Source organism: Synechococcus sp. UW86, assembly GCF_900474085.1.
GTDB lineage: Bacteria > Cyanobacteriota > Cyanobacteriia > PCC-6307 > Cyanobiaceae > Parasynechococcus.
In genome coordinates this window covers 88,064-111,923 of record NZ_UCNU01000015.1, presented here as the reverse complement: position 1 = coordinate 111,923, position 23,860 = coordinate 88,064, and the positions used below count along the sequence as shown (strand labels likewise).

The 23,860-nt window shown below is 63.4% G+C and carries 30 protein-coding genes; 19 read left to right on the top strand and 11 right to left on the bottom strand.

The window, feature by feature from the left end:
* Positions 1–25: 25 nt before the first annotated feature.
* Both psbV and rnz read right to left on the bottom strand, forming a co-directional pair.
* Positions 26–538 (bottom strand): photosystem II cytochrome c-550, encoded by a 513-nt coding sequence (gene psbV / locus DXY04_RS07855; RefSeq protein ID WP_244278623.1) that lies wholly within the window; start codon positions 536–538, stop codon positions 26–28.
* A gap of 73 nt (positions 539–611) precedes the next feature.
* Positions 612–1,571: a ribonuclease Z gene (rnz, locus tag DXY04_RS07850; RefSeq protein WP_115161648.1), complete on the bottom strand. Its 960-nt coding sequence runs from the start codon at positions 1,569–1,571 to the stop codon at positions 612–614.
* A gap of 5 nt (positions 1,572–1,576) precedes the next feature.
* Between rnz and DXY04_RS07845 the strand changes: the two genes are divergently transcribed.
* The 3 genes from DXY04_RS07845 to DXY04_RS07835 are packed head-to-tail and all read left to right on the top strand — an operon-like array spanning position 1,577 to position 4,065.
* A complete protein-coding gene (locus DXY04_RS07845) occupies positions 1,577–3,064 on the top strand; it encodes a SpoIID/LytB domain-containing protein (RefSeq protein ID WP_115161647.1) in 1,488 nt (495 codons plus the stop codon).
* Complete coding sequence (locus tag DXY04_RS07840; protein ID WP_371634528.1) at positions 3,024–3,791, top strand: glucosamine-6-phosphate deaminase; 768 nt, start codon at positions 3,024–3,026, stop codon at positions 3,789–3,791. Before DXY04_RS07845 ends, DXY04_RS07840 begins: the two co-directional genes overlap by 41 nt.
* Before the next feature lie 19 nt (positions 3,792–3,810).
* On the top strand, positions 3,811–4,065 hold the full coding sequence (locus tag DXY04_RS07835) for a hypothetical protein (RefSeq protein WP_115161645.1): 255 nt from the start codon (positions 3,811–3,813) through the stop codon (positions 4,063–4,065).
* A gap of 40 nt (positions 4,066–4,105) precedes the next feature.
* Here DXY04_RS07835 and DXY04_RS07830 read toward each other — a convergent pair whose 3' ends face one another.
* From DXY04_RS07830 to truB, 3 genes are all read right to left on the bottom strand, one after another.
* Entirely contained in the window at positions 4,106–4,276 is a 171-nt protein-coding gene (locus DXY04_RS07830) for a Nif11 family protein (RefSeq protein WP_071823080.1), read from the bottom strand.
* A gap of 105 nt (positions 4,277–4,381) precedes the next feature.
* Positions 4,382–5,125 carry a YebC/PmpR family DNA-binding transcriptional regulator gene (locus DXY04_RS07825; RefSeq protein ID WP_115161644.1) on the bottom strand — a complete coding sequence of 248 codons (744 nt, stop codon included), beginning with the start codon at positions 5,123–5,125 and terminating at the stop codon, positions 4,382–4,384.
* A gap of 53 nt (positions 5,126–5,178) precedes the next feature.
* Positions 5,179–6,087, bottom strand: coding sequence for a tRNA pseudouridine(55) synthase TruB (truB, locus tag DXY04_RS07820; RefSeq protein ID WP_115161697.1), 909 nt, complete (start codon positions 6,085–6,087; stop codon positions 5,179–5,181).
* Between the two features lie 41 nt (positions 6,088–6,128).
* Between truB and DXY04_RS07815 the strand changes: the two genes are divergently transcribed.
* Positions 6,129–6,881 carry a bifunctional 2-polyprenyl-6-hydroxyphenol methylase/3-demethylubiquinol 3-O-methyltransferase UbiG gene (locus DXY04_RS07815; protein ID WP_115161643.1) on the top strand — a complete coding sequence of 251 codons (753 nt, stop codon included), beginning with the start codon at positions 6,129–6,131 and terminating at the stop codon, positions 6,879–6,881.
* Between the two features lie 82 nt (positions 6,882–6,963).
* Here the strand turns inward: DXY04_RS07815 and rpmA are convergent, their stop codons facing one another.
* Positions 6,964–7,230, bottom strand: coding sequence for a 50S ribosomal protein L27 (gene rpmA / locus DXY04_RS07810; RefSeq protein WP_114989469.1), 267 nt, complete (start codon positions 7,228–7,230; stop codon positions 6,964–6,966).
* 45 nt (positions 7,231–7,275) lie between these two features.
* On the bottom strand, positions 7,276–7,641 hold the full coding sequence (gene rplU, locus DXY04_RS07805; RefSeq protein ID WP_115161642.1) for a 50S ribosomal protein L21: 366 nt from the start codon (positions 7,639–7,641) through the stop codon (positions 7,276–7,278).
* 132 nt (positions 7,642–7,773) lie between these two features.
* On the opposite strand from rplU, the gene DXY04_RS07800 reads away from it, so the two are divergent.
* The 3 genes from DXY04_RS07800 to kaiC all read left to right on the top strand — a co-directional run bounded on the left by DXY04_RS07800 (position 7,774) and on the right by kaiC (position 10,624).
* Positions 7,774–8,658: a circadian clock protein KaiA gene (locus DXY04_RS07800; protein WP_115161641.1), complete on the top strand. Its 885-nt coding sequence runs from the start codon at positions 7,774–7,776 to the stop codon at positions 8,656–8,658.
* On the top strand, positions 8,655–9,020 hold the full coding sequence (gene kaiB / locus DXY04_RS07795; RefSeq protein WP_006850278.1) for a circadian clock protein KaiB: 366 nt from the start codon (positions 8,655–8,657) through the stop codon (positions 9,018–9,020). The genes DXY04_RS07800 and kaiB overlap by 4 nt, the downstream gene beginning before the upstream one ends.
* Before the next feature lie 65 nt (positions 9,021–9,085).
* Positions 9,086–10,624 (top strand): circadian clock protein KaiC, encoded by a 1,539-nt coding sequence (gene kaiC / locus DXY04_RS07790; protein WP_115161640.1) that lies wholly within the window; start codon positions 9,086–9,088, stop codon positions 10,622–10,624.
* Position 10,625: 1 nt separating this feature from the next.
* Here kaiC and DXY04_RS07785 read toward each other — a convergent pair whose 3' ends face one another.
* Both DXY04_RS07785 and purD read right to left on the bottom strand, forming a co-directional pair.
* Positions 10,626–12,692, bottom strand: coding sequence for an ATP-binding protein (locus DXY04_RS07785; protein WP_115161639.1), 2,067 nt, complete (start codon positions 12,690–12,692; stop codon positions 10,626–10,628).
* Positions 12,689–13,996, bottom strand: a complete 1,308-nt coding sequence (purD, locus tag DXY04_RS07780) for a phosphoribosylamine--glycine ligase (RefSeq protein ID WP_115161638.1) — start codon at positions 13,994–13,996, stop codon at positions 12,689–12,691. Before purD ends, DXY04_RS07785 begins: the two co-directional genes overlap by 4 nt.
* Positions 13,997–14,054: 58 nt before the next feature.
* Here purD and DXY04_RS07775 point away from each other — a divergent pair, with 58 nt between their 5' ends.
* The 8 genes from DXY04_RS07775 to msrA are packed head-to-tail and all read left to right on the top strand — an operon-like array spanning position 14,055 to position 21,863.
* Positions 14,055–14,963 carry a hypothetical protein gene (locus DXY04_RS07775; RefSeq protein ID WP_115161637.1) on the top strand — a complete coding sequence of 303 codons (909 nt, stop codon included), beginning with the start codon at positions 14,055–14,057 and terminating at the stop codon, positions 14,961–14,963.
* On the top strand, positions 14,960–15,712 hold the full coding sequence (purC, locus tag DXY04_RS07770; RefSeq protein WP_115161636.1) for a phosphoribosylaminoimidazolesuccinocarboxamide synthase: 753 nt from the start codon (positions 14,960–14,962) through the stop codon (positions 15,710–15,712). Before DXY04_RS07775 ends, purC begins: the two co-directional genes overlap by 4 nt.
* Positions 15,713–15,754: 42 nt before the next feature.
* Positions 15,755–17,953 carry an outer membrane protein assembly factor gene (locus DXY04_RS07765; protein WP_115161635.1) on the top strand — a complete coding sequence of 733 codons (2,199 nt, stop codon included), beginning with the start codon at positions 15,755–15,757 and terminating at the stop codon, positions 17,951–17,953.
* On the top strand, positions 17,953–18,780 hold the full coding sequence (lpxC, locus tag DXY04_RS07760) for a UDP-3-O-acyl-N-acetylglucosamine deacetylase (RefSeq protein ID WP_115161634.1): 828 nt from the start codon (positions 17,953–17,955) through the stop codon (positions 18,778–18,780). Before DXY04_RS07765 ends, lpxC begins: the two co-directional genes overlap by 1 nt.
* Positions 18,777–19,232 (top strand): 3-hydroxyacyl-ACP dehydratase FabZ, encoded by a 456-nt coding sequence (fabZ, locus tag DXY04_RS07755; protein WP_114989460.1) that lies wholly within the window; start codon positions 18,777–18,779, stop codon positions 19,230–19,232. The genes lpxC and fabZ overlap by 4 nt, the downstream gene beginning before the upstream one ends.
* Positions 19,233–19,237: 5 nt before the next feature.
* A complete protein-coding gene (gene lpxA / locus DXY04_RS07750; protein WP_115161633.1) occupies positions 19,238–20,062 on the top strand; it encodes an acyl-ACP--UDP-N-acetylglucosamine O-acyltransferase in 825 nt (274 codons plus the stop codon).
* Positions 20,062–21,243 carry a lipid-A-disaccharide synthase gene (gene lpxB, locus DXY04_RS07745; protein WP_115161632.1) on the top strand — a complete coding sequence of 394 codons (1,182 nt, stop codon included), beginning with the start codon at positions 20,062–20,064 and terminating at the stop codon, positions 21,241–21,243. The genes lpxA and lpxB overlap by 1 nt, the downstream gene beginning before the upstream one ends.
* Entirely contained in the window at positions 21,240–21,863 is a 624-nt protein-coding gene (msrA, locus tag DXY04_RS07740; protein ID WP_115161631.1) for a peptide-methionine (S)-S-oxide reductase MsrA, read from the top strand. The genes lpxB and msrA overlap by 4 nt, the downstream gene beginning before the upstream one ends.
* Before the next feature lie 12 nt (positions 21,864–21,875).
* On the opposite strand, the gene DXY04_RS12360 is transcribed toward msrA, so the two are convergent.
* Both DXY04_RS12360 and DXY04_RS12130 read right to left on the bottom strand, forming a co-directional pair.
* Positions 21,876–22,031 carry a hypothetical protein gene (locus tag DXY04_RS12360; protein WP_206749654.1) on the bottom strand — a complete coding sequence of 52 codons (156 nt, stop codon included), beginning with the start codon at positions 22,029–22,031 and terminating at the stop codon, positions 21,876–21,878.
* 40 nt (positions 22,032–22,071) lie between these two features.
* On the bottom strand, positions 22,072–22,224 hold the full coding sequence (locus tag DXY04_RS12130; protein ID WP_170951366.1) for a hypothetical protein: 153 nt from the start codon (positions 22,222–22,224) through the stop codon (positions 22,072–22,074).
* A 231-nt stretch (positions 22,225–22,455) separates the two neighbouring features.
* On the opposite strand from DXY04_RS12130, the gene DXY04_RS07735 reads away from it, so the two are divergent.
* From DXY04_RS07735 to DXY04_RS12120, 4 genes are all read left to right on the top strand, one after another.
* Positions 22,456–22,746, top strand: a complete 291-nt coding sequence (locus tag DXY04_RS07735) for a DUF3104 domain-containing protein (protein ID WP_114989456.1) — start codon at positions 22,456–22,458, stop codon at positions 22,744–22,746.
* Between the two features lie 188 nt (positions 22,747–22,934).
* Positions 22,935–23,102: a DUF4278 domain-containing protein gene (locus DXY04_RS07730; protein WP_170951365.1), complete on the top strand. Its 168-nt coding sequence runs from the start codon at positions 22,935–22,937 to the stop codon at positions 23,100–23,102.
* A gap of 134 nt (positions 23,103–23,236) precedes the next feature.
* Complete coding sequence (locus DXY04_RS12125) at positions 23,237–23,389, top strand: hypothetical protein (RefSeq protein ID WP_170950490.1); 153 nt, start codon at positions 23,237–23,239, stop codon at positions 23,387–23,389.
* A gap of 196 nt (positions 23,390–23,585) precedes the next feature.
* On the top strand, positions 23,586–23,753 hold the full coding sequence (locus DXY04_RS12120; RefSeq protein WP_170951364.1) for a hypothetical protein: 168 nt from the start codon (positions 23,586–23,588) through the stop codon (positions 23,751–23,753).
* The last annotated feature ends 107 nt before the right edge of the window (positions 23,754–23,860 follow it).

Genomic DNA, 23,860 nt, shown 5'->3' with positions numbered 1-23,860 from the left:
ATCGGAGTTGATCGGCGGAAGCTGATCAGAAGTAGATCTTGCCGCCACCCCAGGCGCTGCCCTGGACTTTGGGGGACACCAGGATGTAACCGGCCATCAGGCGCAGATCCTCGTCATCGAGGTCGCGCATGGCGGGATAGAGCTCAGCGTCGCGCATGCTGGGGTGAACGTCAGCAATGCTGTACTCACCGTCGTAGGAGGTGGGGTCCTTCATGTAATCGACCAGGGCCTCAACGTTGTCGCGGGCCGGGGTGGCCAGGGCCAAGGTCTCTGGATCCAAGCCCACGTTGTGGTTGGTCTTGGTGATGCCACCGGCGTGGCAGGTGCCGCAGCTGGTGTTGAACACCTTGCGGCCAGCATCGATTTCGCGATCGCTGAAGGTCACCTCTGTGCCGGAGGGATCTGCCGGAACCGTCAGGGTCTCGGCGTCCCACTGGGCCGCCTGAGCCGGAGAGATAACGGCCAAACCGATCAGCACCGGGATGAGGACCAGAAGGCCCTTCAGGGACCGTCGCAAGGAAGAGAACACAGAGGCCATGAAGGTAAGGGGGTGTGACGCATTCACCGCACCAAGCTCTTGTATCACGGGGAAGTGACCCTCTGTGGCCGGATCACGAACTGTTGCAGCGTGGTTTGACGTCAATGCTGAGGAAGTCCTTGGCCAGCAGCGTGTTGGGGAAGATCGCCTTGGCTTCTTCCAACAGGTCTTGGGGCGTGACCGGGTTGCCAGGCACGTAGCGCGGGCTGAGGTGGGTGAGCACCAGCTGCCCCACACCCGCTTCGGCGGCCGTCTGGGCAGCCATGGTGCTGGTGGAGTGCTGTTTCTGGAACGCCATCTCCGCCTCGCCATGGGCAAAGGTGGATTCATGGATCAGCAGATCCGCGCCGCGGGCAAGCTCGACGGCCGCTTCGCAGAACACGGTGTCGGTGCAATAAACGACGCTCACACCGGGCCGTTCCTCTCCGCAGAGGCTGGTGCCGTCGATGCTGCGACCGTCCTCCAGGGTCACCGTTTCACCCCGCTTCAACTGGGCGTACACGGGGCCGGGTGGGATGTTCAGTTCCCGTGCCTTCTCAATATCGAAGCGACCGGCCAGGGGCTTCTGTTCGATGCGGTAGGCGTAGGCCGGCACACGGTGGGTGAGCGGGGTGCAGCGCACCGTGAAGTCGTCGTCCTCGAACAGCAGCGTGCCCTGCTCGGCTGCATCCCGGACCCTGTGGACGGCGAGGGGATAGCCGATCCGGGTGGAGCTGGTGCGCAGCACACCATTGAGGTAACTCTCCAGGGGGTCCGGCCCGTAGAGATCCACCCCTGCGGCGCTGCTGCCGGCGAGCCCGAGGCTGGCGAGCAGACCAGGCAGGCCGAACACGTGGTCGCCATGCATGTGGGTGATGAACACCCGGCGCAGCTGCGACAGCCGCAGATCACTGCGTAAAAACTGATGTTGGGTTCCCTCGCCGCAGTCGAACAGCCACATCTCCGAGCGCTGCGGCAAGCGCAGTGCCACGGCTGAAACGTTGCGGGCCCGGGTGGGTACCCCAGAACTCGTACCGAGAAATGTGACCTGCAAGGCCGGTGCTCCTCAGGACTCATGCTGCCATCTGGCTGAACCCTGGAACAGGCGGCACACTGGGACGCCTGTTGATCTCCAGCGTGCGCCGCGCCTCCGTTGCCGTCGGGCTGGTGCTCGTCGCTGTGATCGCTCCATCACCGGCGGTGCTGGCCCGCGGCCGCGAGCCGCAGATGCGCGTGCTGCTGCTGGAGAACAACCGGGTCAGCCTGCGCTCCGATGGTGCACAGCCGCTGCGGGTGCGGGGACTCCCCGGCGGCGAGCGACGGCCGCAGCGGCTGCAGCTCAGCCTTCAAGGAGCCCGCCTGAGCGCCACTGCGGATGGCCGATCGATGCGGCTGGCCCCCAGCACCCTGGTGACGGTGCAGAACGACGACCCACGGGGCGTCTGGTTGGGGGGGCGTCGCTACCGCGGTGTGCTGCGCATCAGCGGCCGCGGCGGCACCTTGCGGGTGGTCAACAGCCTTGGCGTTGAGACCTATCTCGCCAGTGTTGTCGGCAGCGAAATGCCCCACCGCTGGCCCCTGGCTGCCCTACAGGCCCAGGCCGTGGCCGCGCGCACCTATGCATTGAAACAGCGCAGTCGCGGTGGTGCCTGGGATGTGAAGGCGACGGTGGCGAGTCAGGTGTACCGCGGCGTGGAGTCGGAAACGCCGAGCACACGCAAGGCGGTGGCGAGCACCCGTTCGCTGGTGCTCGTGCACGGCGGTCGCCTGATCGATGCCGTCTTCCACAGCAGTTCTGGCGGGGTGACCGAGGCGAGTGGGATGGTCTGGCGCCGCCAGCATCCCTATCTGGTCAGCGTCCCCGATCACGATCAGCACAGCCCGGTGCACCGCTGGGAACAATGGTTTGATTCGGCTGGGCTGCGTCAGCGGCTGCCCGAAACCGGTGGTCTCCAGGACGTTGAGGTGCTGAGTCGTTCCGCCAGCGGACGGGTGCGTGAGGCCCGCTTGCGCGGGCCCCGCGGATCGCTGGTGCTCAGCGGCGGCGAGCTGCGCAAGCGGTTGGGACTCAAAAGCACGCTGGTGAACTTTGAGATGGTGGCGGGGGAGCAGCGCCCCCCCATGGAGCTTCCGGTGCGGCGGGTGACTGCAACCGCCCGCCCGGGCTCCCGCATTGAGCGGATCACCGCATCGGTGGCTCGCCAGCGGGGAGCACGGCTGCCCCTGTTGGTGGCCCCTCCGCCGGTGCTGGTCAGCAAGACGTCGGTGCGTCGTTGGTCCGCTGGCGGACTCCAGCTGTTGGTGAAGGGCCAGGGCTATGGCCACGGCGTTGGCATGAGTCAGTGGGGAGCCCATGGTCTGGCGGAGCAGGGGGCTCACTTCCGCTCGATTCTTCGGCACTACTACCGCGGGGCTGAGGTTGTTCCCTACCAGCCGCACCACGATCCATCGCTGGCGCTGAAGCCTCCAACGAAGCCACTCTGGAGAGACATGCCGGTTTCGCCCTTTGGCACGGTTTCCCTGTCGTCTGCAACGCCATTCCAGTGACACGGATCTCTGCGCTGTGCTGGCGGTCCATCTGGAGCGTCATCTGCGCAGTTGGCAGGGGCCTGATCCCCTGAAGCCCTTGGGCCTCGCCACGGGACGCACGATGGAGCCGCTCTATCGCACCCTGGTGGAACGGCTGCTGTCGTGGTCTGCCGATGAGCTGGAGGCCCTGCGGGCCCGATGGTGCAGCTTCAATCTGGACGAATACCTCGGACTTTCGGCGGACGATCCCCGGGGCTACAGGGCCTACATGACCCACCACCTCGCTGCACCCCTGGGCTTGCCCGCCTCAGCGGTGCATCTGCCCGACAGCACTGCCGCTGACGGAGCGGTTGCCGCGCGGCGCTACGGCGAGCAGCTCAGCGGCTGCGGGGGCATCGGCCTGCAGCTTCTGGGGCTCGGTAGCAATGGTCATGTGGGTTTCAACGAGCCGCCTTGTCCCCCTGATCAGCACTGCCATGAGGTGGAGCTGACCCCTGCAACCCGGCAGCAGAACGCGGTGCTCTTCGATGGTTGCGTTGAGGCTGTGCCGCAGCGGGCCATCACCCTGGGCCTGTGGGAGATCCTCGAGGCTGCTGAGATTCATCTGGTGGTGACCGGCGCCGCCAAGGCCGGCATCCTCAAGCGGTTGTTGGACTTAACGGAGCCGGATCCTGCGCTGCCCGCCAGCTGGCTGCTGACCCATCCCAATGTCTGGCTCTGGTGCGATGCAGCGGCTTTAGTTTGAACAGCCGAGAGCAGCGGCGATGAGCATCGACCCCGTGGAACGGCGCCTTGAGCAGAGCTTTGAGGCGGAACGCTGGACGCGCTTCATTCAGGACTGTCAGGACCTTGAGCAGTTGCGCGAGACGGCCCTGGCGTTGGTGCAGCAGCTGGCCCAGCAGAAGGCGGCCAGTGCCTGGATGGCCACCCGGGCCTCGGAATCGGAAAACGCCAAGTTGGAGATGCTGGCGCGGATGATTCGTCAGCAACCCGATGGCGAGGGAGGAGAAGGCGACTGAGTCCCCCTGAGGGGGGGGCAGCCGCCGGCCTGGTCGGGTGTCAGTGTTCCTTTTGCCACCGGCTCAGGTGTGCGGGCGAGAACTTGTGGCCGTGTTTGGCCCCGACCTTGACCACGCAGGAGTTGTCCTTGCCGCAGCGCTGCACCTCATCGCGGATCGAGTCGTTGCTCTGCACCCGCGACATGAACGTCTCCAGCTGTTTCATGGACATGGCGATCCTCCAGAAGGGATGTCTTCGGCCTAGCGCTGGGGTCGATCGGGGCTCAGGGCCTCAAGCTTTGGTGCGGATTTGCTGACGACAAACTTCAAGGAGGCGTCAGTCGAGCTCCAGTCCGTCGGTGAGATCGAGGTTGGCGCTGACGCTGCGCACATCGTCGAGCCCGTCGAGGGCATCCAGCAGCTTGAGGCAGCTGCGGGCGGTGTCGGGATCGTTCACAGAGACGCTGGTCTGGGCGGACCAGTGATGGCCCCATTCCCGCACATTCCAGTCAGCCCGTCGCAAGCCGTCCTGAAGGCTCTCCAAGGCCTCAAAGGGGCCGTGCACCATCACTGATTCGTCCAACAGCTCATAGCCATCGGCCTCCAGCTCCAGGAGGTTTTCCAATAACCGTTCCTCGTCGTTGGGGCCGGCGTTGAGGATCACTTCGCTGCGGTGTTCAAACAGGTAGGCCACGCAGCCGTTTTCCCCCAGATTTCCGCCGTTCTTGCTGAAGGCCAGCCGCAGATCCGCCGCGGTGCGGTTGCGGTTGTCCGTGAGCGCTTCCACCAGCACCGCCATGCCGCCGGGGCCGTAGCCCTCGTAGCGCACCTCCTCGAGTTGGGCTCCATCACCGGCCTGACCTGACCCCTTGGCGATGGCCCGCTCGATGTTGGAGGCGGGCACCCCAGCGGCACGGGCTTTGCTGATGGCCGTCCGCAACTGAAAATTCCCGGCGGGATCGGCTCCGGCACGGGCCGCCACCATGATTTCCCGCCCCAGCCGGGTGAACACCGCACCACGTTTGGCGTCGACGACGGCCTTGGTGCGTTTGATCTGGGACCATTTGCTGTGGCCAGCCATCGCGTCAGGGCAGGGCGGGATGCGCTCGGAGAGTACTGAGCGACCGGTTGGTTTCAGCCTGCTGCATCGAAGACCACCTTGGGTCGCAGCAGACTTTCGCTCTCGCGGTGGCCGATGCCGGCCATGCTTCCATCCGCATTGCACACCACCACCGCCTCTCCAGGCCCTGGATCCATCGCGATGCGTCGGCCGCAGCGCCAGTCGATCTGCTCGGCTTCGCTGAGATCACGCCGGGGCAGGGCCCCCAGGGCCAGCAGCGGCGAGAGGGGATCGGGCGGCACAGCGTCTCGCTCCGGCAGGGGATGGGCCTGATGCGCATGGAACCCCAGGGCTTGGGTGCGGCGCAGGGAGGCCAGACAACCTCCGCAGCCGATGCGGTCCCCCAGATCCCTGGCGATCGAGCGGATGTAGGTGCCGGCGGAACAGAGCACCTCGATGCGGAGCTCCCCCAGGGCCGCATTCCAATCCAACAGCTCTAGCCGGTGCACGGTGACGGCCCGTGGCGGCAGATCCATGGCTTCACCGCGCCGTGCCCTGGCGTGGGCCCGTTCGCCATCCACATGGACGGCGGAGACTTGCGGAGGACGCTGTTCAATCGCGCCCCGGAACGCCTCCAGGCTGCTGTTGAGCTCGGCTTCGCTAAGGGATGGCCAGGCCTGCTGCTCCAGCAGCTCTCCTTCCAGATCGTCGCTGCTGGTGCGCCGGCCCAGCTGAATCACCCCGGTGTAGGTCTTCTCCCCGGGGAGGTACGGCAGCAATCGGGTCGCCGGCCCTAGGGCAATGGGGAGAACCCCGGTGACGGCAGGATCAAGGGTGCCCCCATGGCCCACGCGCTTGAGGCCGTAGCTGCGGCGCAGGCGGCTGACGCAGGCATGGGAGGTGAGGCCTGCCGGCTTGTCGATCACCACGAAGCCGAAGGGGCCGTTCACCGGGGCTGGAGCGGGGTGCCCTGACTGTTGCATTCCGCCGGCTGCGTAGGTTGGCCGCTCTCTGATGCCCATCCATGCCCCAGCTCCGCAGCAGCACGGACGTGGACGTCTCCGCATTCCTGGCGGATGGTTTGGGCATCAAGCAACACCTCAGTCGCTACCTCGACTTGACGCTGGATCAGCTTGAGCAGCGTCTGCCCAGCAGCACCGACGACCTGGCGGATCTCCATCCCGGTGCGTTCCGGCCGGAGGACGCCACCGCCTTCTATGAGGACACGGTGGGCACGGGACACCTGCTGGAGCTGGCGGCCTGGCACCTCTCCAGTGCGGACTACATCGCCGACACGCTGCGGCTGCAGGGCATGGCGGTGCAGGGCCAGGTGCTGGATTTCGGCGGTGGCATCGGCACCCACGCCCTATCAGCGGCGGCGCTGCCGGAGGTCGATCACGTCTGGTTTGTCGACATCAATCCCCACAACCAGGCTTTTGTTCAGCAACGGGCGCAAAGCCTGGGGCTGGCGGACAAGCTCTCGGTGCATCGCGACCTCAGCAGCACAGGCGATGTTCGTTTCGATGCGGTGGTCTGCCTCGATGTGCTGGAACACCTGCCGGATCCCTCGGCGCAGTTGCTGGAGTTTCACCAGCGCATGTCCTCCGGGGCCATCGCGCTTCTGAACTGGTACTTCTTCAAAGGGCATCAGGGCGAGTACCCCTTCCATTTCGATGATCCGGCCCTGGTGGATGGGTTTTTCCGCACCCTGCAGGCTCAGTTCCTGGAGGTGTTTCACCCCCTGTTGATTACGGCTCGGCTCTACCGGCGTTCCTGAGGCTGCGGCAACACAAGCTGCCAACAAAAAAGCCCCGGTGCCAGCTGGCATCGGGGCTTTGAATTGACGTTGGCCTTGAAACTCAGACCGCTGCAGTGATGTTGATGCGCTTGCGGTTGCGCAGGCCGCGGCGGATCGATTCGAACTTCACGATGCCGTCGGTGAGGGCAAACAGGGTGTCGTCCTTGCCTTTGCCGACATTGACGCCGGGCAGAACGGAGGTGCCGCGCTGGCGGATCAGGATGGAACCGGCGGTGACGGTTTCGCCGCCGTAGGCCTTCACACCAAGGCGTTTGGCGTTTGAGTCGCGGCCGTTACGGGTTGAGCCTGTGCCTTTTTTATGTGCCATGAGAAGAGATGCTGGTGGGGCGGTTGATGGAGCGAGGGGGAGAGGTCAGCTGATGGCCTTGCCGCCCACGGAGATGGACTCAACCATCACCCGGGTGAGTTCCTGCCGGTGACCATTCTTGCTGCGGGTTTTCTTTTTGGGGCGCATCTTGTAAACGATCACCTTGGGTCCGCGGCGATGGGCCATCACCTTCAGGGACACTGTCGCGTCCTTGACGTAGGGCTGGCCGAGGGTGGTGCCCTTGCCGTCCTTCACCAGGAGAACGTTTTCAAGCTTGATGGTGTCATCCACCTCAGCTTGAAGCCGATCGATGTCGTAATAGCGGTTGGGCTGCAGCCAGATCTGGGTGCCCGACGCCTCAACGATGGCGTAGGTACCGCTCTGTTCCGCGGCTGGTTTGGTGTCGGCCATAAGGTGAAAAGACGCGTTCAGGCTCGGCGAACCGATTCAGGCCTGAGCCGCAATCGAAAGACAAACAAAGATCTTCGTCTCTGACGCGCCCCATCGTCAAGATTCAGATACCTCGACGCTGCGGATGCCCGGATGGCCAGGCCGGCCCTCACTGTTGCTCTCGTGCTGGCCAGCCCAGCCCTGGTGGAAGCCTGCCGCCCCTGGCTGCCGGCCAACCGTTACGAGTCTGTTGTTCTGACGGTTGATCCTGGGGAGACCCTGGCGGCTGTTCTCGGACCCCGGCAGGACGACTTCGACGCTGTGGTGCTCGAGCAGAGCCTGCTCGATGCTTCAGCCAAGGAGCAACTGCTGGCGGCGGGTCTGCTTTTTCCCGCCGTGATCGTTGGGGAGGTGAAGGGGCAGGTGGATTACCACCCCGAGGAGCTGCATCTGCCCGACGACCAGCTGGCCCAGCTGGGATACAACGTTGATGCGGCCATTTCGCGTTTTCTGCGCCAGGGTCGTGCCGACGGACGCACGGACGACAGCAGCTCCTCCTCCCGCGCCGTCAGTAACCTCTCTGATCGCCTGCAGGAGCGACTCGGCTACCTAGGGGTCTTCTACAAGCGGGACCCTTCCCGCTTCCTGGGCAGCCTGCCGCCTGAAGAACGCCGGGATCTGCTGCTGTCTCTCCAACGCACCTACCGGGATCTGCTGGCGAGCTACTTCAGTGATCCGGCCACGGCGAATCAGGCCCTGGAAAGCTTCGTCAACACCGCTTTTTTCAGTGATCTACCGATCACCCGCACCGTTGAGATCCACGTGGATTTGATCGACGAATTCTGGAAACAACTGAGTTTGGAGGGCCACAAACATGACTTTCTTCAGGATTACCGCCTTGCGCTTCTCGACGTGATGGCGCATCTGTGTGAGATGTACCGGCGCTCCATTCCGCCGGATCTTCCTCTGTCGGGCACGGCCTCCAGCCGTGTACGTCGCCCGATGGATCAGCTCGATGCCTCGGAGGAGTCGTCATGAGTCCCCGCAAGACCTACATCCTCAAGCTCTACGTTGCGGGCAACACGCCCAATTCGATGCGGGCGCTGAAAACGCTGCGCAACATCCTCGAGACCGAATTCCGGGGGGTGTATGCCCTCAAGGTGATTGACGTGCTCAAAAATCCGCAACTGGCGGAGGAAGACAAGATCCTGGCAACGCCAACGTTGTCCAAGATTCTTCCCCCGCCGGTGCGGCGCATCATCGGTGACCTCTCCGATCGGGAGCGCGTGCTGATCGGCCTGGATCTGCTCTACGACGAGTTGTCCGATACGTCGCTCAATTCGAGCTTGATCGACGCGGTCGATGAGGAGACCGACACGACGATTTCTTCAGATCCTTAAGCGACATGGTGCGCTCCAGCACGGTTCATCTCGCGCTCACTACGGTCAAGTCATAGGTCTTTGCTATGCAGTTCCCTCCGACCAGCGGTCAGCCTCAGATGCAGGTGCAAAAGCTCCCGACGGGGATCGAGGGCTTTGATGATGTGTGCCAGGGCGGCCTACCGATCGGCCGCAGCACACTGATCAGCGGCACGTCCGGCACCGGAAAGACGGTGTTCTCGCTGCACTTCCTCCACAACGGCATCAAGGATTTCGACGAACCTGGCATCTTCGTCACCTTCGAGGAATCGCCCCTCGACATCCTGCGCAACTCCGCCAGTTTCGGCTGGAACCTGCAGGAGATGGTCGAGCAGGACAAACTCTTCATTCTTGATGCCTCGCCAGATCCCGACGGCCAGGACGTGGCTGGCAGCTTTGATCTCTCGGGTCTGATCGAGCGGATCAACTACGCCATCCGCAAGTACAAGGCCAAGCGCGTCGCCATTGATTCGATCACGGCGGTGTTCCAGCAATACGACGCAGTCTTTGTGGTGCGTCGAGAGATTTTTCGCTTGATCGCCCGGCTCAAGGAAATTGGCGTCACCACGGTGATGACCACCGAGCGCATCGATGAGTACGGCCCGATTGCCCGTTACGGCGTTGAAGAATTTGTTTCCGACAACGTGGTGATCCTTCGCAACGTGCTCGAGGGAGAGCGGCGTCGGCGCACTGTTGAAATCCTCAAGCTGCGGGGCACCACCCACATGAAGGGCGAGTTTCCTTTTACCATGGGGGCCCACGGCATCAGCATCTTCCCGCTGGGGGCCATGCGCCTCACACAGCGGTCGTCCAACGTGCGGGTCAGTTCCGGCGTGCCGCGCCTGGACGACATGTGCGGCGGTGGTTTCTTCAAGGATTCGATCATCCTCGCCACCGGAGCCACAGGAACGGGCAAGACGATGCTCGTCTCCAAATTCATCGAAGACGCCTGCCGCAACAAGGAACGAGCGATCCTGTTTGCCTATGAGGAATCGCGAGCCCAGCTGCTGCGCAACGGCACCAGCTGGGGCATCGACTTCGAGCAGATGGAGCAGGACGGGCTGCTCAAGATCATTTGCGCCTACCCCGAATCCACGGGTCTGGAAGATCACCTGCAGATCATCAAGACGGAGATCAGCCAGTTCAAGCCGTCGCGGATGGCGATCGACTCCCTCTCAGCTCTTGCGCGGGGTGTCAGCCACAACGCCTTCCGACAGTTCGTGATTGGGGTGACCGGCTACGCCAAGCAGGAGGAGATCGCCGGCTTCTTCACGAACACCTCCGAGGAGTTCATGGGCAGCCACTCGATCACCGACTCCCATATCTCCACCATCACCGACACGATCCTGCTGCTGCAGTACGTCGAGATTCGTGGGGAGATGGCTCGAGCCTTGAACGTGTTCAAGATGCGTGGCTCCTGGCACGACAAGGGCATCCGCGAATTCGTGATCACGGGCAATGGTCCGCAGATCAAGGATTCCTTCTCCAACTTCGAGCGGATCATTTCGGGTGTGCCCCATCGGGTGACCACCGATGAACGCAGCGAGTTGTCGCGCATCGCTCGCGGTGTGTCCACCGAGGACTGACCTAGAGCTCGACGTCCTCGGTGATGGCCTTGCGGCTGCGCCGTTCCGCTTGCAGTTGCAGCTCATCCTTGTCGGCTTCTGCAAGCGGAAGCTCGAACCAGAAGGTGGTGCCGATCTCGGGCTCGCTCACCATTTGCACTTGAGTACCGTGCTTCTCGAGGATGCCCCGCACGATCGAGAGGCCCAACCCGGTGCCCACTTCCGTGTGTACTGCATTTTCGACCCGGAAGAAGCGATCGAAGATGCGTTCCTGATCGGAGCTGCTGATCCCGCAGCCCTTGTCGGCGATCTCCACCCTCAGCTTGGGCAGCGGTGAGGTAAGGGCGCAGGTGGGTCCGTCACTTCCGGTGATTGCTGTCCCCTCCACCGAACAGGCGTCGGGCCAGGGATAGGCCCGCAGCGCCAGTGGGCCGCCGGGCCGGCTGAATTTCAGAGCATTGCCCACCAGGTTGTCGAGCACCTGGAGCAGCAGGTCCCAGTTGCCCAGCACCTCGGGCAGTTCTTCAGGAACATCCAGCATCAGTTCTACCTGGCGATCCTCAGCATTCAGCCGGTAGGTGCGCAGGGTCTGCTCCATGGCCGGGCGCATGCTGATCGGTTCGAACTGCAGCGTCCGGCCCGATTCGAGTCGGGAGAGATCCAGCACATCGTTTACCAGCCGGGTGAGTCGATCGGTTTCGTCGTTGGCGACCCCTAGAAACTCCTTCTGTTCATCGGGGCTGAGCTGATCGCCGAGGTCGTGCAGGGTTTCGACGTAGCTCTTGATGTTGAACAGCGGCGTGCGCAGTTCATGGGAGACGTTGCTGATGAAACGGCTCTGGGCCGCATTCAGCTCCACCTCGCGGGTGAGGTCTTGGATGGTGACGGCGATGCCCTTGAGGGTTTCTCCGCTGGCATCACGCACCGCCTGCAGAACGATGCGCAGGGTGCGGGCCGGTTCCCCCACGCTGCAGCGCAGGTCTTCACTGTCTGCCGCGCCACCGAGCAGGGAATCGAGGGGACTGTGCAGTTCGATGGCCAGCAGTTCCGGTAGTTCCCCCACCAGCTCCTGGCCTTCCAGGCTGCGCCCTTCCCAGCGGAACAGACGCCGTGCCGTGGGATTGGCCAGCACGATGCGGCCGTCGGCATCCAGCAGCATGGCGCCGTCGGCCATGGTGGCGATCAACGACTGCTGCTTCACCTGGGCGGCTGTGAGCTCCTCGATGTTGGCTTCGTCATAGGCCTCGAGCTGGGAGGCCATGGCGTTGAAGCCAGTGAGCAGTTCCCCCAATTCCCCGCCTACTGGCAGGTCAACCCGGGCACCGAAGTTGCCGGAGGCGACGGAGCGCACCCCCCGCAGCAGCTCCTTCACCGGGCGGGTGATGGTGAGGGCGTTGAACACCGCGCCCAGGATCACAAGCACCCAGATCGAGATGAAAACGGCCACGGTCACCTCCCGGGTGAGGGCTGCGCTGGCCAGGGCCGTCTCATTCGGGTTCACCCCGAGGCCGAGAACGCCGTAGTACTGACCCCCCCGGATCAGGGGGACGAACACATCGGTGACGGCCCCCTGGGGCGTGAGGTGTTGCCGTACCAGGGGGTTCTGGGGGCGTCGACGCAGCTCCTCGGGCAGCTCAAGACGTCGGTTGAGACGAAGCTCCCCATCGCCACTGCTGGGGGTTCCGCTGATCGGGATCCCCAGGTAGACGACGCCTTCGGGGTCGGCGAAGAAGATGTAGCGGACGCTGCGGCTGGAACGCCAAAACTTTTCGGCCACGTTGGCCAGCTCACGGTCCTGGCCCTGCGCCACCAGCTCAGTGACATTGCCGGCCAGCAGCAGGCCCAGATCCCGGGCGTAGCGCGTGTCGTTCATCACGGCATCGCGCTGAATTCCGTTCAGCGCGAAGAAGGTGATGCCCGTCATCATCAGGCTCACCACCAGGGTGGCAATCGCCAGCAGCTTGGTCTGGAGGGTGAATTCCGCCCACCAGGCGGTTATGCGGTCCCAGAGGTTCTGGTCGTCCCCCGGCGGCTTGCCATTGGGGGGAAGCGCCCAATCAGCGATTGCTGCTCCGCTGCCGCTGCTCATCCGCCCGAGCGCACCTGATGGCCTATGTCTCGACGGTAGGTGATTCCGGCGTAATCCAGCTGATTCAGGCCGTTGTAGGCCCCGGCAAAGGCGGCATCGAAGTCATCGCCCTGGGCGACGACGGCCAGCACCCGGCCCCCTGCGGTGAGCAGTTCGCCTGAGCTGTCGCGGCGGGTGCCGGCATGGAACAGCTGATGGTTGGGGCTGGGGGCGAGGTCGATGCGAATCGCATCGCCTTTGCGGGGAGCCTCCGGGTAGCCCTCGGCGGCCGCCACAACGCAGGCACTGCAGCGTTCGGCGATGCTCAGCTGCGGGGCCAGATCGAGGCTTCCCAGGGCACAGGCCTGCAGCACGGCGCCGAGCTCAGGGCCGAGCAGGGGCATCAATGTCTGGCATTCGGGATCGCCGAAGCGACAGTTGAACTCGATCACCTGGGGCCCATCGGCCGTGATCATCAGGCCGGCATAGATCACGCCGCGGTAATCGATGCCCCGTTGGCGCAGGGCCTTCAAGGTGGGCTCGAGCACGATGCGGCGCACCTCCTCGAGGCCCTCAGCATCCAGAAGCGGGGCGGGGGCATAGGCGCCCATGCCGCCGGTGTTGGGTCCGCGATCACCGTCCTTGAGCCGTTTGTGGTCCTGCGCCGGGGGCAACAGCACCATCCGCTCCCCATCGCAGAGGGCGAACACCGACACTTCAGGGCCCTCCATCCGCTCCTCCAGCACCAGCTGGGAGCCGGCGGCACCGAAACGCCCTTCAAAGGCTTCGCGGATGGCGGTTTCCGATTCCTCCACGCTGTCCGCCACCGTGACGCCCTTGCCGGCGGCCAAGCCATCGGCTTTGACCACCAGAGGCCGTTGCACCTCCTGCAACACCGCCAGGGCCTCGGCTTCACTGGTTACCGCCCAGTGGCCAGCGGTGGGGACCCCCGCCTCCTGCATCAGCTGCTTGGCCCAGGCTTTGCTCGCCTCCAGTTGGGCCCCCTCCGCTCCCGGGCCGAACACGGCAAAGCCCGCATCGCGCAGGGCATCGGCAACACCAGCGGCCAGCGGCGCTTCCGGACCCACCACCACCAGGTCGACGCCGTTCTGCTGGCACAGCGCGATCAACCCAGCGCTGTCGGTTTCACCCACCGCCATGGCGCTGCCTTCCGTGCCGCCGTTGCCAGGGGTGATCCAGACCGTGTCCAGGCCCGGACAACGGCCTAGGGCCCAGGCCAGGGCCTGTTCCCTGCCGCCGCCACCGACGACGAGGGCACGTTGGAGGGCGGGCAGCGTGGTGGGACGGGTGGACGACATGGCCATGGTTGCGGGAGGAACGGTTTGGGCCTCGTAGGTTTTCCTTTGTAGACCGCAGCCCGCCATGGGGACTCCCCTTTTCCCCTTCGCCCTCACCCTTTTGGCTGCTGTCACGGCAGCCCCGGATCCGCAGGTGATGCGCGAGGAACGCTTTCAGAGCGTTCTCGCTGAGATGGATCTGGCCGCGGCGGAGCAGGCTTGTCTCAACCCCCGCATCGCCAACTCCGACGGCCGTCGCCAGGCCTTGCGTGATCGGCTGCTGGAGCTGCATCCGGTGATCGATTCTTTGGAGCTGGTGCTGGCGAACGCCGAAGCCCTGATGAGCTGCGGTGCCCCCGAAGCTGCAGCCGTGGTGCTCAACCGCTACATCCCCCGCGTTGGCGATGAACGGAGTCAGTGGTTGTTGTTGCGCTGGCGTGCTGCTGCAGCGGCCCTTGATCACCGCCAGGCGGCTTTGGCGCTGCGCCGCTTGGTGGATGGCAATCTGAAAGCCCTGGATGCGCCTCTGTTCTCTGGAAAGCCGTTGTCGGATCAGGGCAATGGGCTCGATCAGTTGGCTTTGCATGAAGCGGCTCTGGGCCACAACTCTGTGGCTGTGGAGCTGCAGCTGCTGGGCGACCTGACGGGCGTTCAGGGGGCGAAACGACTGGCGCGGGCGGTGCAATGGCTCGATGCCGATCAGTTCGAGCAGGCCGATCAGCTGCTTGAAACCGCCTTGGACCAAGCGGCAGCAGCGGAGGCCTGGGGACTGGCCATGGACCTGCTGCATCAACAACTGCAACTGCAGCTGGCGGCTGGGGGCGATGGCGCACGGCCGCGGCAGCGGATCCAACGGTTGGCCACTGTTCTCAACGATCGTTATTCGCTCCAGCAACTGCAGCCGGAGGCCGAACCCGATCCCCTGCTGCGTTCACCGCGGGATCCCGGAGGCCATGCTGATGTAAGACCATCAGCCGTTGCACCGTCGCCATGACGCCCGATCACGGAGAGCTGCTTTACGAAGGCAAGGCCAAGCGGGTGTTCGCCAGCACGGATCCCGACCGGGTGCTGGTGGAGTTCAAGAACGACGCCACCGCTTTCAATGCCCAGAAGAAAGCCCAGCTGGACGACAAAGGTCGGCTGAACTGCCAGATCTCAGCACGGTTGTTCGAGCTGCTGGAGCGTGAGGGGGTGCCGACCCATTACTGCGGTCTGGCTGGGGAGACCTGGATGCTCGTGCGACGGGTGGAGATCATTCCCCTGGAGGTGGTGCTGCGCAATACCGCCACGGGGTCGCTTTGCCGTCAGACGCCGATCACGGAGGGCACAGCCATCGAACCCGCCCTTCTGGATCTTTATTACAAGGATGATTCCCTGGGTGATCCGCTGCTCACAGAGGCGCGCGTGCAGCTGTTGGGAGTTGCCAATTCGGAGCGACTGTCAGCGATTGAACAACTGGCCCGCCGGGTGAATGCCGTGCTCCTGCCGTTCTTTGAGGGGCTTGATCTGCAACTGGTGGATTTCAAGCTGGAGTTGGGGTTGGCATCGGATGGAACACTCCTGCTCGCCGACGAGATCAGTCCTGACACCTGCAGGCTCTGGGACCGCCGCAACAGCAACGCCGAGGACCGGATTTTGGACAAGGACCGCTTCCGCAAGGATCTCGGTGGGGTGATGGAGGCCTACGGGGAGGTCCTTAAACGGGTCCAAGGCAGCTGCCCCAACCCCCGCAACTGCCTGTAAGGTCAGCGCAACTTTTGTGGCTCCGGCCCAGCCTGCGTCTCGATGACCCGCCGTTCGACCCGCCGCTCCTCGGTTGCCGTTCGTCGCACGGTTCTGGGTCTGATGCTGGGGATCCCCCTGGTGGCTTCACCTGTGGTGGCTCAGGAGGCCACGCCTGGGAGCCAAGCCGCTGAGGGGCAAGAGGTTGTGGTGGGCGACACCGTTGGCGAAGTCACCGTGGTGGAACAGCCCCGGGTGCTCATCTCCGAGGTACTGATCGAGGGCATCGAGGGCCACCCGGAAGAGGAACGTCTTCAGATCTCCACCTACGACGCCATGCAGGTGCGTCCGGGAATGCGTGTAACCCGCGAGGAGCTGCAGAACGATCTGAATGGCATTCAGGCCACTGGTTTGTTCTCGGATGTGCGGATCGTTCCTCAGAACGGACCGCTCGGGGTTCAAGTGGTTGTTCAGGTGCAGCCCTTCCCTCCGCTGAGTGCCGTGGAGATCAACGGTGACGAGGAGAATCTCCTCTCGGATGAGCTGATTGAGGAGACGTTTGCCTCCGATTACGGCCGCACGCTGAACCTCAACGATCTGCAGCAGCGGATGAAGGCCCTGCAGACCTCCGTGGCCGGTCAGGGCTATTCCCTGGCGCGGGTGTCCGGTCCGGAACGGGTCAGCCCTGAGGGTGTGGTCACGCTGAAGCTGCTCCAAGGGAGTGTGTCTGGCGTTGAGGTGAAATTCCTCACCCAAGATGGTGATGACACCGATGAGAACGGCAACTCCATCCGCGGCAAAACCAGGGAGTGGGTGATCACCCGAGAGGTTTCGATTCAGCCTGGTGATCCGTTCAACCGCAATGCGCTCGAGCGGGACATCAAACGGTTGTACGGCACCCAGCTTTTCAGTGATGTCAAGGTCACCCTGCGGCCTGTGCCCGAAGAACCCGGCGACGTGGTGATCGTGCTGGGCATCGTTGAGCAGTCCACCGGACAGCTTTCCGGAGGCCTTGGCTACAGCCAAAGCCAGGGTGTGTTCGGCCAGGTGCAATTACAGGAGACCAACCTCCTCGGAAGAGCTTGGAATTTGTCCACGAACATCACCTACGGCCAGTACGGCGGCCTCGCCAACCTCAGCTTCAGGGATCCCTGGATCTACGGCGACCAGCACCGCACCAGTTTCCGCACGTCGGTCTTCCTGAGCCAGCAGGTTCCGCAGTTGTTCCAGAGCGATGACAACGGTTATATCCGCACAGCGAAGGACTACGTCGACAACGGCTCCAACAAGGCTTACGAGACAGGCCGCAGTTATGGATTCTCCGATGGAGATAAGGCTCCGGACGACGTCAACAAAGCCGACGACGAGTACCCCAACCGCAGTTGGTATGACTACGAGGGCGACACCGTGGTGCTGCGCAGGACCGGTGGCAGCTTCTCCTTCTCCCGACCTCTAAATGGAGGGAATCCTTACAAGGACAGCAAGTGGAATGTGCTGGCCGGCATGTCCTTCGCTGAGGTGCGGCCAGTCAACTTTGCAGGCAGTACTCGACCCTACGGCGTCTCCACCAACAACCGTGAGAATGGAGTGGTCGACAGCGATGACGTGATTTGCGTGGCGTACAACTGCGCCGACAGCAACACCCTCGTGGGAGTACGTGTCGCCACCACCTACAACAACTTCAACAACCCTCGGAACCCCACCAGCGGCAACTTCTTTACGGCTGGCACCGAGCAGTTCCTCGGCATCAACAACGACTCCCCCACCTTCAACCGGTTGCGGGCGAGTTACACCCAGTTCTTTCCCGTGGACTGGCTCAAAATCCACAAGGGTTGCCGTCCCCGGCCCGGCGAGCAGGCCGATTGCCCGCAGGCCATCGGTGTGCAGATCAAAGGTGGCCTCCTCATGGGTGAAGCCCCTCCCTATGAGGCGTTCTGCATGGGCGGATCCAACTCGATTCGAGGTTGGTACGACTGCGATCTTGCTGTTTCGAAGGCCTTCAGCGAACTCACTCTCGAATACCGCTTTCCTTTGATCAGCATCTTCTCCGGTGAGGTGTTCATGGATGCCGGTACTGATTTCGGCACCCAAAAGGATGTGCCCGGCAAGCCCGGTTTGTTGCTGGACAAGAGTGGCTCCGGTGTTTCCGTGGGTACCGGCGTGATCGTCACCACACCGGTGGGTCCGCTGCGTGTGGAGGTGGCCAGTAAAGACTTCAGCTCCGACTGGCGGTTCAATCTGGGCGTGGGCTGGAAGTTTTAGTGACCAACTGGCCTCAGGACTATTCCGCTGGTTGGACACTGGCGGCGGAAACGTCACGTTCGGGCGTTGGTCTCCACACTGGAGCTGAGGCCACGGTCGAGCTACGGCCGACGGATCAGCCGGGGTTCCACATGCGTCTGCCCGGGATGGAGCAGCCGATCCAGCTGCGGCCGGATCAGGTGCGCGACAGCCAGTTGTGCACAACCTTGGATCTGGGCTCCAGCAAGGTGGCCACCGTCGAACATCTGCTGGCCGCTCTGGCCGGTTGTGGGCTCAGCCATGTGGAGATTGGCCTCAACGGCCATGAAGTGCCTCTGCTGGATGGCTCTGCCCTGGGTTGGGTGGAGGCCATTGCCATCGCTGGGTTGTTTCCGGCGGCCACCCCGCGGCCGGCTGCACCGCGGCTCGAGCAACCCCTGTTGCGCACCCGCGGCAACAGTGTGATCACTGCGACTCCGTCCGATTGCTTCAGCGTTGTGGGCATCATCGATTTCCCGCAGGCGGCCATCGGTCGCCAGCAGTTCGCCCTGGAGCTCACGCCCCAACGCTTCGTTGATGAGATCGCTCCGGCACGCACCTTTGGATTTCGGGAGCAGGTGGAGCAGCTGCGCGCTGCAGGATTGATCCAGGGCGGAGCCCTGGACAATGCCCTGGTCTGTGACGGTGATCAGTGGATGAATCCACCGCTGCGGTTCGAGGATGAACCAGTGCGCCATAAGCTCTTGGACCTAATCGGCGACCTGGCCCTCGTCGGTTTTCCCCAGGCACAGGTTCTTGTGTACAAGGGATCCCATGGTCTTCACACCGATCTCGCAGCCGCTTTGTGACTGAATCCACCACCCCAAACGTCGTGCTCACCAGCGAGCAGATCGCCGGTTTGCTCCCGCACCGTTACCCCTTCGCGCTGGTGGATCGGGTCATCGCCCATGAGCCCGGGGTTTCGGCCACGGCGATCAAGAACGTGACCATGAACGAGCCCCAGTTTCAGGGGCATTTCCCCGAGCGTCCCCTGATGCCAGGGGTGCTGATTGTTGAGGCGATGGCGCAGGTGGGTGGTCTGATCGTGACCCAGATGCCCGATCTGCCGAAGGGACTGTTCGTTTTTGCCGGTATTGACGGGGTACGCTTCCGGCGCCCCGTGGTTCCTGGAGATCAGCTGGTGATCCGCTGTGAACTGCTCAGCCTCAAGCGCAAACGTTTCGGCAAGGTGAAGGCGGAGGCCACGGTGGACGGCGATCTGGCCTGCTCCGGGGAATTGATGTTCTCCCTGGTGGACTGAGCGGAATGTTGCAGCAAACGGCGTCACAGCAGATCCACCCCACGGCGGTGGTGGACCCCAAGGCTGAGCTTGCCTCCGGCGTGGTCATCGGCCCGGGTGTGGTGGTCGGCCCTGAGGTGGTGATCGGTGAGAACACCTGGATCGGTCCCCATGCCGTCTTGGATGGTCGGCTGACCCTGGGCCGTGACAACAAGGTGTACCCGGGTGCCTGTCTCGGGCTTCCGCCGCAGGATCTCAAGTACCGCGGTGCCAACACTGAGGTGTTGATCGGTGATGGAAACACGCTGCGGGAATGCGTGACGATCAACCGCGCCACCGATGAGGGCGAGGTTACCCGCATCGGCAACGGCAACCTACTGATGGCCTATTGCCATCTGGGCCACAACTGCGATCTCGGCAACAACATCGTGATGTCCAATGCCATTCAGGTGGCGGGCCACGTGGTGATCGAAGACCGTGCGGTGATTGGTGGCTGTCTGGGCATTCACCAGTTCGTTCACATCGGTGGAATGGCGATGGTGGGCGGGATGACCCGCGTCGACCGGGATGTTCCCCCCTATTGCCTGGTCGAAGGCCATCCCGGTCGGGTGAGGGGGTTGAACCGTGTGGGTCTGCGGCGGAGTGGGTTGGCTGCCAACCATGACGGTGCCGAACTCAAGCAGCTTCAGGAGACCTGGACCCTGATGTATCGCTCTGACCTGGTGATTGCCGACGCGCTTCAGCAGGCCCGCAGCCAGCCCTTGCTGCCGGCGGCTGAGCACTTCTGCCAGTTCCTCGAAGCCTCCATGGGGCAGGGCCGACGGGGGCCGATGCCAGTGCAGGGCCGCTGATGGTTCGGCTGCTGATCAGCACCGGGGAGGTTTCCGGTGATCTGCAGGGCAGCCTGTTGATTCGCGCCCTTCGATTGGAGGCGGAACGACGGGGGCTTGAGCTGGAGGTGCTAGCCCTTGGAGGCCCGCGCATGGAGGCGGCGGGTGCGGTGTTGATCGCAGACACGGCGCCGATGGGGGCGATCGGCCTTTGGGAGGCCCTCCCCTTGATTCTTCCCACGCTGCGGCTCCAGTCCCGGGTGGATGCGCTGTTGGAGGAACAGCTCTTTGATGGGGTGGTGCTGATTGATTATGTCGGGGCCAATGTGCGCTTGGGCACACGGCTGCGGCGCCAGCAGCCTGAGCTGCCGATCACGTATTACATCGCTCCCCAGGAGTGGGCCTGGCGCTTTGGTGATGGCAGCAGCACCCGTCTGCTGGACTTCACTGACAGGATCCTGGCGATCTTCCCAGCCGAGGCCGAGTTCTATGCCGCCCGCGGTGCGGATGTGAGCTGGGTGGGCCATCCCCTGCTGGACAGCTTCCAGAACCTGCCGGAGCGTGCCAGCGCCCGCCGTGAACTTGGCCTGGATCCCGAGGCGCCGGTGCTGTTGCTGCTGCCGGCTTCAAGGCCCCAGGAGCTGCGCTATCTGATGCCACCCTTGGCCCAGGCGGCAGCCCTGCTGCAGCAGCGCCACCCCGATCTTCAGGTGCTTCTTCCCGCTGGGCTTGCGGAGTTCGAAGCCCCCCTGGCGGCAGCGCTGCAGGAGGCCGGTGTGCGCAACGCCCGGGTGATTCCCGCTGCTGAAGCGGATGGGTTGAAGACCACCTTCTGTGCGGCGGCGGATCTCGCCTTGGGCAAATCCGGCACGGTGAATCTGGAGCTGGCCTTGCAGGGGGTTCCCCAGGTGGTGGGGTACCGCGTGAGCCGACTGACGGCCTGGGTTGCCCGCCACGTGCTGCGCTTCCAGGTGGATCACATCTCGCCGGTGAATCTGTTGCTCAAGCAGCGGTTGGTGCCGGAGCTGCTCCAGGACGAGCTCTCGGCCGAAGCCCTGGTGGAGAGGGCGCTTCCTCTGCTGACTGACACCCCAGAGCGCCGGGCCATGCTGGAGGGGTACGCACGGCTGCGGACCACCCTGGGTGCTCCTGGGGTCACCGAGCGGGCGGCCAAGGCCATCTTTGATCAGGTGATCGGATGAAACGAATCCTGCTGCTGCTGTTCACCTGCCTGCTGCTGCTCAGCTGGCCCCAGCGCGCCATGGCTGAGCTGCAGACGGCGGTCTTTGCCGGTGGCTGTTTCTGGTGCATGGAGCACGACCTGGAACATCTGCCTGGGGTGCGTGATGCCGTAAGCGGCTACAGCGGCGGGCAGTTGGAGCGCCCCACCTACCGGCAGGTGAGCAGTGAGACGACGGGGCATCAGGAAGCGGTGCAGGTGCGCTTTGATCCGGATCAGATCAGCTACGCGGAGCTCCTGCGCAGCTACTGGCGCAATGTGGACCCTCTCGATGGCGGCGGCCAGTTCTGCGACCGCGGTGATTCCTACCGGCCGGTGATCTTCACGGTTGATGACGCCCAGGCTCAGGCGGCTGAGGCCAGTGCGGCGGCGGCGGCCCGTGAGCTCGGACAACCCCGGTTTGCTTTGAAGGTGGAGCTCCGACAGGCGGCTCGCTTCTGGCCCGCCGAGGGATACCACCAGAACTACGCGGAGAACAACGCCGTCAAATACAACTTCTACCGGTTCAGCTGCGGTCGTGACCGCAGGCTCGACAGCGTCTGGGGCGACAACGCTCGCTCCGGTAGCGCCTGGGGGAAGTAAAGCTGTCGCAGCTTATTCCTCTGCTGAGCGCCCGCGGATGCGCGCACGGTCGCTCAGCCAGATGATCACCCGCGTGATCGCCCACGCGAGGGCGACGCCCAACAGGATCGAGAGCAGCGACTCCACAGCACAGCACTTGAGAACACCGGCACGTGCCGGTGTTCTCAATATGCCGATCTGAGCAAGGAATGCGTGGGGACTGTTGCGATCAGTCGCTTGCTTTGGCGTCCTTGTTCTTGTCTTTTGCTGGCTGTGTTGTGGCCTGAGGCTTGGATGCCGCCTTGCAGGCCAGGGAGGCTTCTAGGCGCTGCAGCTGCGCTTCGCGCAGGGCATCGGAAATGCTGAGAGTGCGGTCAGTCATCGATTGGCGTTCTCGACAGCGGCAGGCTCAGGGCCCTGTGCGATCGAAAGGGGGCCTACGGATCTGAAGACTTACGAAACCTAGACGCCCACGGGGCAACGTCCAGGGAGCAAAAGTGCTTACGTCAGTGTCTGGCAACACGTCTGCGCGTCAACGCCAGCGCGATTGACGGCTTGCCCAACCCATATCGCCATGGCTATGAGTACAGGCGTACTGATTCCTGGGTGGCTCATGTCGGTTGATCACGGTGATCTCGCGGTGAAGGCGGAGGCTCCCTTTCTCCACGTCCGCCCAGGGCACTTTGTGATCGTCGCTGGAGACCAGCTCGATCAAGGGGATTGGTGGATGGGGCAGGTGCTCTTCTGCGAGGGAAGTGCTCGCCACCCCAGGCTTCCGTCGCTGTTTCAGGTGGCTGACGTGGATACGGGCGTCATCAAATGGATCAATGCCGATGCGGTCTCGGATGTGATCTGGTCGATGGATGGATGGCCCACCAGTGCGCCTGTCTCTTCCGGCTGTTGATCAAGAAGGGCTGTTGATCGAGTAGGGGCCTTGATCAAGGGGCGGTGTGTATTCGCGCGAACGGCACGGGCTTGACGGCTGTCTTATAAGTGGTTTGTAGCGGTTGCTACAAAACGTTCACCCCCTCTTGGGGGCGCAGATGCTCCAAGCCATGGAACGGGGACTTGGATTTCTTCGAGGAACATCCAATGACTGCACTTCTCTATCGAGGCCACACCTACGCAGCAGCTCCAGCCACTCCCAAGGCCTGCGTTGAATTGACCTACCGCCGCGAGCACTACAACACCTGCCGCCAGGAACTTATCGGCCAAAGCCGCCGCACCCTCACCTACCGGGGCGTCACCTACACCAAGTAGCCCGAAGCACCCGTTGGTTCCTGCCCCTGCCCCCTTTCAAGGGCAGGGGCTTTTTGTTGGGCAGTCGGATGGAGGCAAGCCACGGTCCAAGGGAGATCCCGACATCCTGTGGGCGAGCCAGTCAGCATTCGCCGATGGGATCGGATCTCACCGCCATCGTGATCTCCTCGGTGTTTCTTGGGGTGGGTTTTGTGATTGCCAAGTTCTTCCCCGAAGCCGCGTTGCTGGCGGCGGTGTTCCTGGTGGGGTTGGCGATTCTCAACGTCGCCCTTGTTCTTGTGGCCTGATGCCCAAAAAAAGAGGGGGCGTTCCCTAATCACCCCCGCTCGACGCATTGCCCCTTCACCGAAAGAAGCCCCCGCAGGATGGCCTGGGCTCCCGTTGCTGGTCGTCGCCATTACGACAAAAAGGCCGGGCGCTGCGGGCGCCCTCGCTGCGTTGACAGGGGCCGCACCATGAGCATGTTCACTATGAACTTTTTTCATGGCAAACGTCCGCGAGATGGTCAACACCCATCTGCCCGTCGCGCTCAAGCTGATCAACAGCGCCTCCCTGATTGCGATCGCGCTTTCAACCCTTTGCGCTGCTGGCTCTCTGCGTGAGATGTCTGGCAGGTCTGCTGCTCCAGCGGCTGTCACTGAAGCCAACTGAGCCCAATGAAATGGAGCGATACCCCGTATCGCTCCAGGGGATTTGCCGCCCGTTACTTGATCAAATCTGGTCGAATTCCTTAAGAAACCAACATCCAACCTGTTGAA

Excerpts from the sequence above, each read along its gene's own strand:
- rpmA (WP_114989469.1), bottom strand. The coding sequence starts at position 7,230 with ATGGCACATAAAAAAGGCACAGGCTCAACCCGTAACGGCCGCGACTCA.
- DXY04_RS12125 (WP_170950490.1), top strand. The coding sequence starts at position 23,237 with ATGGGATCGGATCTCACCGCCATCGTGATCTCCTCGGTGTTTCTTGGG.
- lpxA (WP_115161633.1), top strand. The coding sequence starts at position 19,238 with ATGTTGCAGCAAACGGCGTCACAGCAGATCCACCCCACGGCGGTGGTG.
- DXY04_RS07800 (WP_115161641.1), top strand. The coding sequence starts at position 7,774 with ATGGCCAGGCCGGCCCTCACTGTTGCTCTCGTGCTGGCCAGCCCAGCC.
- DXY04_RS07735 (WP_114989456.1), top strand. The coding sequence starts at position 22,456 with ATGTCGGTTGATCACGGTGATCTCGCGGTGAAGGCGGAGGCTCCCTTT.
- DXY04_RS07730 (WP_170951365.1), top strand. The coding sequence starts at position 22,935 with ATGACTGCACTTCTCTATCGAGGCCACACCTACGCAGCAGCTCCAGCC.
- DXY04_RS12120 (WP_170951364.1), top strand. The coding sequence starts at position 23,586 with ATGGCAAACGTCCGCGAGATGGTCAACACCCATCTGCCCGTCGCGCTC.
- DXY04_RS07825 (WP_115161644.1), bottom strand. The coding sequence starts at position 5,125 with ATGGCTGGCCACAGCAAATGGTCCCAGATCAAACGCACCAAGGCCGTC.
- kaiC (WP_115161640.1), top strand. The coding sequence starts at position 9,086 with ATGCAGTTCCCTCCGACCAGCGGTCAGCCTCAGATGCAGGTGCAAAAG.
- DXY04_RS07830 (WP_071823080.1), bottom strand. The coding sequence starts at position 4,276 with ATGTCCATGAAACAGCTGGAGACGTTCATGTCGCGGGTGCAGAGCAAC.
- DXY04_RS07765 (WP_115161635.1), top strand. The coding sequence starts at position 15,755 with ATGACCCGCCGTTCGACCCGCCGCTCCTCGGTTGCCGTTCGTCGCACG.
- DXY04_RS12130 (WP_170951366.1), bottom strand. The coding sequence starts at position 22,224 with ATGACTGACCGCACTCTCAGCATTTCCGATGCCCTGCGCGAAGCGCAG.
- truB (WP_115161697.1), bottom strand. The coding sequence starts at position 6,087 with ATGCAACAGTCAGGGCACCCCGCTCCAGCCCCGGTGAACGGCCCCTTC.
- purD (WP_115161638.1), bottom strand. The coding sequence starts at position 13,996 with ATGGCCATGTCGTCCACCCGTCCCACCACGCTGCCCGCCCTCCAACGT.
- psbV (WP_244278623.1), bottom strand. The coding sequence starts at position 538 with ATGGCCTCTGTGTTCTCTTCCTTGCGACGGTCCCTGAAGGGCCTTCTG.
- DXY04_RS07815 (WP_115161643.1), top strand. The coding sequence starts at position 6,129 with ATGCCCCAGCTCCGCAGCAGCACGGACGTGGACGTCTCCGCATTCCTG.
- purC (WP_115161636.1), top strand. The coding sequence starts at position 14,960 with ATGACGCCCGATCACGGAGAGCTGCTTTACGAAGGCAAGGCCAAGCGG.
- msrA (WP_115161631.1), top strand. The coding sequence starts at position 21,240 with ATGAAACGAATCCTGCTGCTGCTGTTCACCTGCCTGCTGCTGCTCAGC.
- kaiB (WP_006850278.1), top strand. The coding sequence starts at position 8,655 with ATGAGTCCCCGCAAGACCTACATCCTCAAGCTCTACGTTGCGGGCAAC.
- lpxB (WP_115161632.1), top strand. The coding sequence starts at position 20,062 with ATGGTTCGGCTGCTGATCAGCACCGGGGAGGTTTCCGGTGATCTGCAG.
- rplU (WP_115161642.1), bottom strand. The coding sequence starts at position 7,641 with ATGGCCGACACCAAACCAGCCGCGGAACAGAGCGGTACCTACGCCATC.
- DXY04_RS07775 (WP_115161637.1), top strand. The coding sequence starts at position 14,055 with ATGGGGACTCCCCTTTTCCCCTTCGCCCTCACCCTTTTGGCTGCTGTC.
- DXY04_RS07785 (WP_115161639.1), bottom strand. The coding sequence starts at position 12,692 with ATGAGCAGCGGCAGCGGAGCAGCAATCGCTGATTGGGCGCTTCCCCCC.
- DXY04_RS07835 (WP_115161645.1), top strand. The coding sequence starts at position 3,811 with ATGAGCATCGACCCCGTGGAACGGCGCCTTGAGCAGAGCTTTGAGGCG.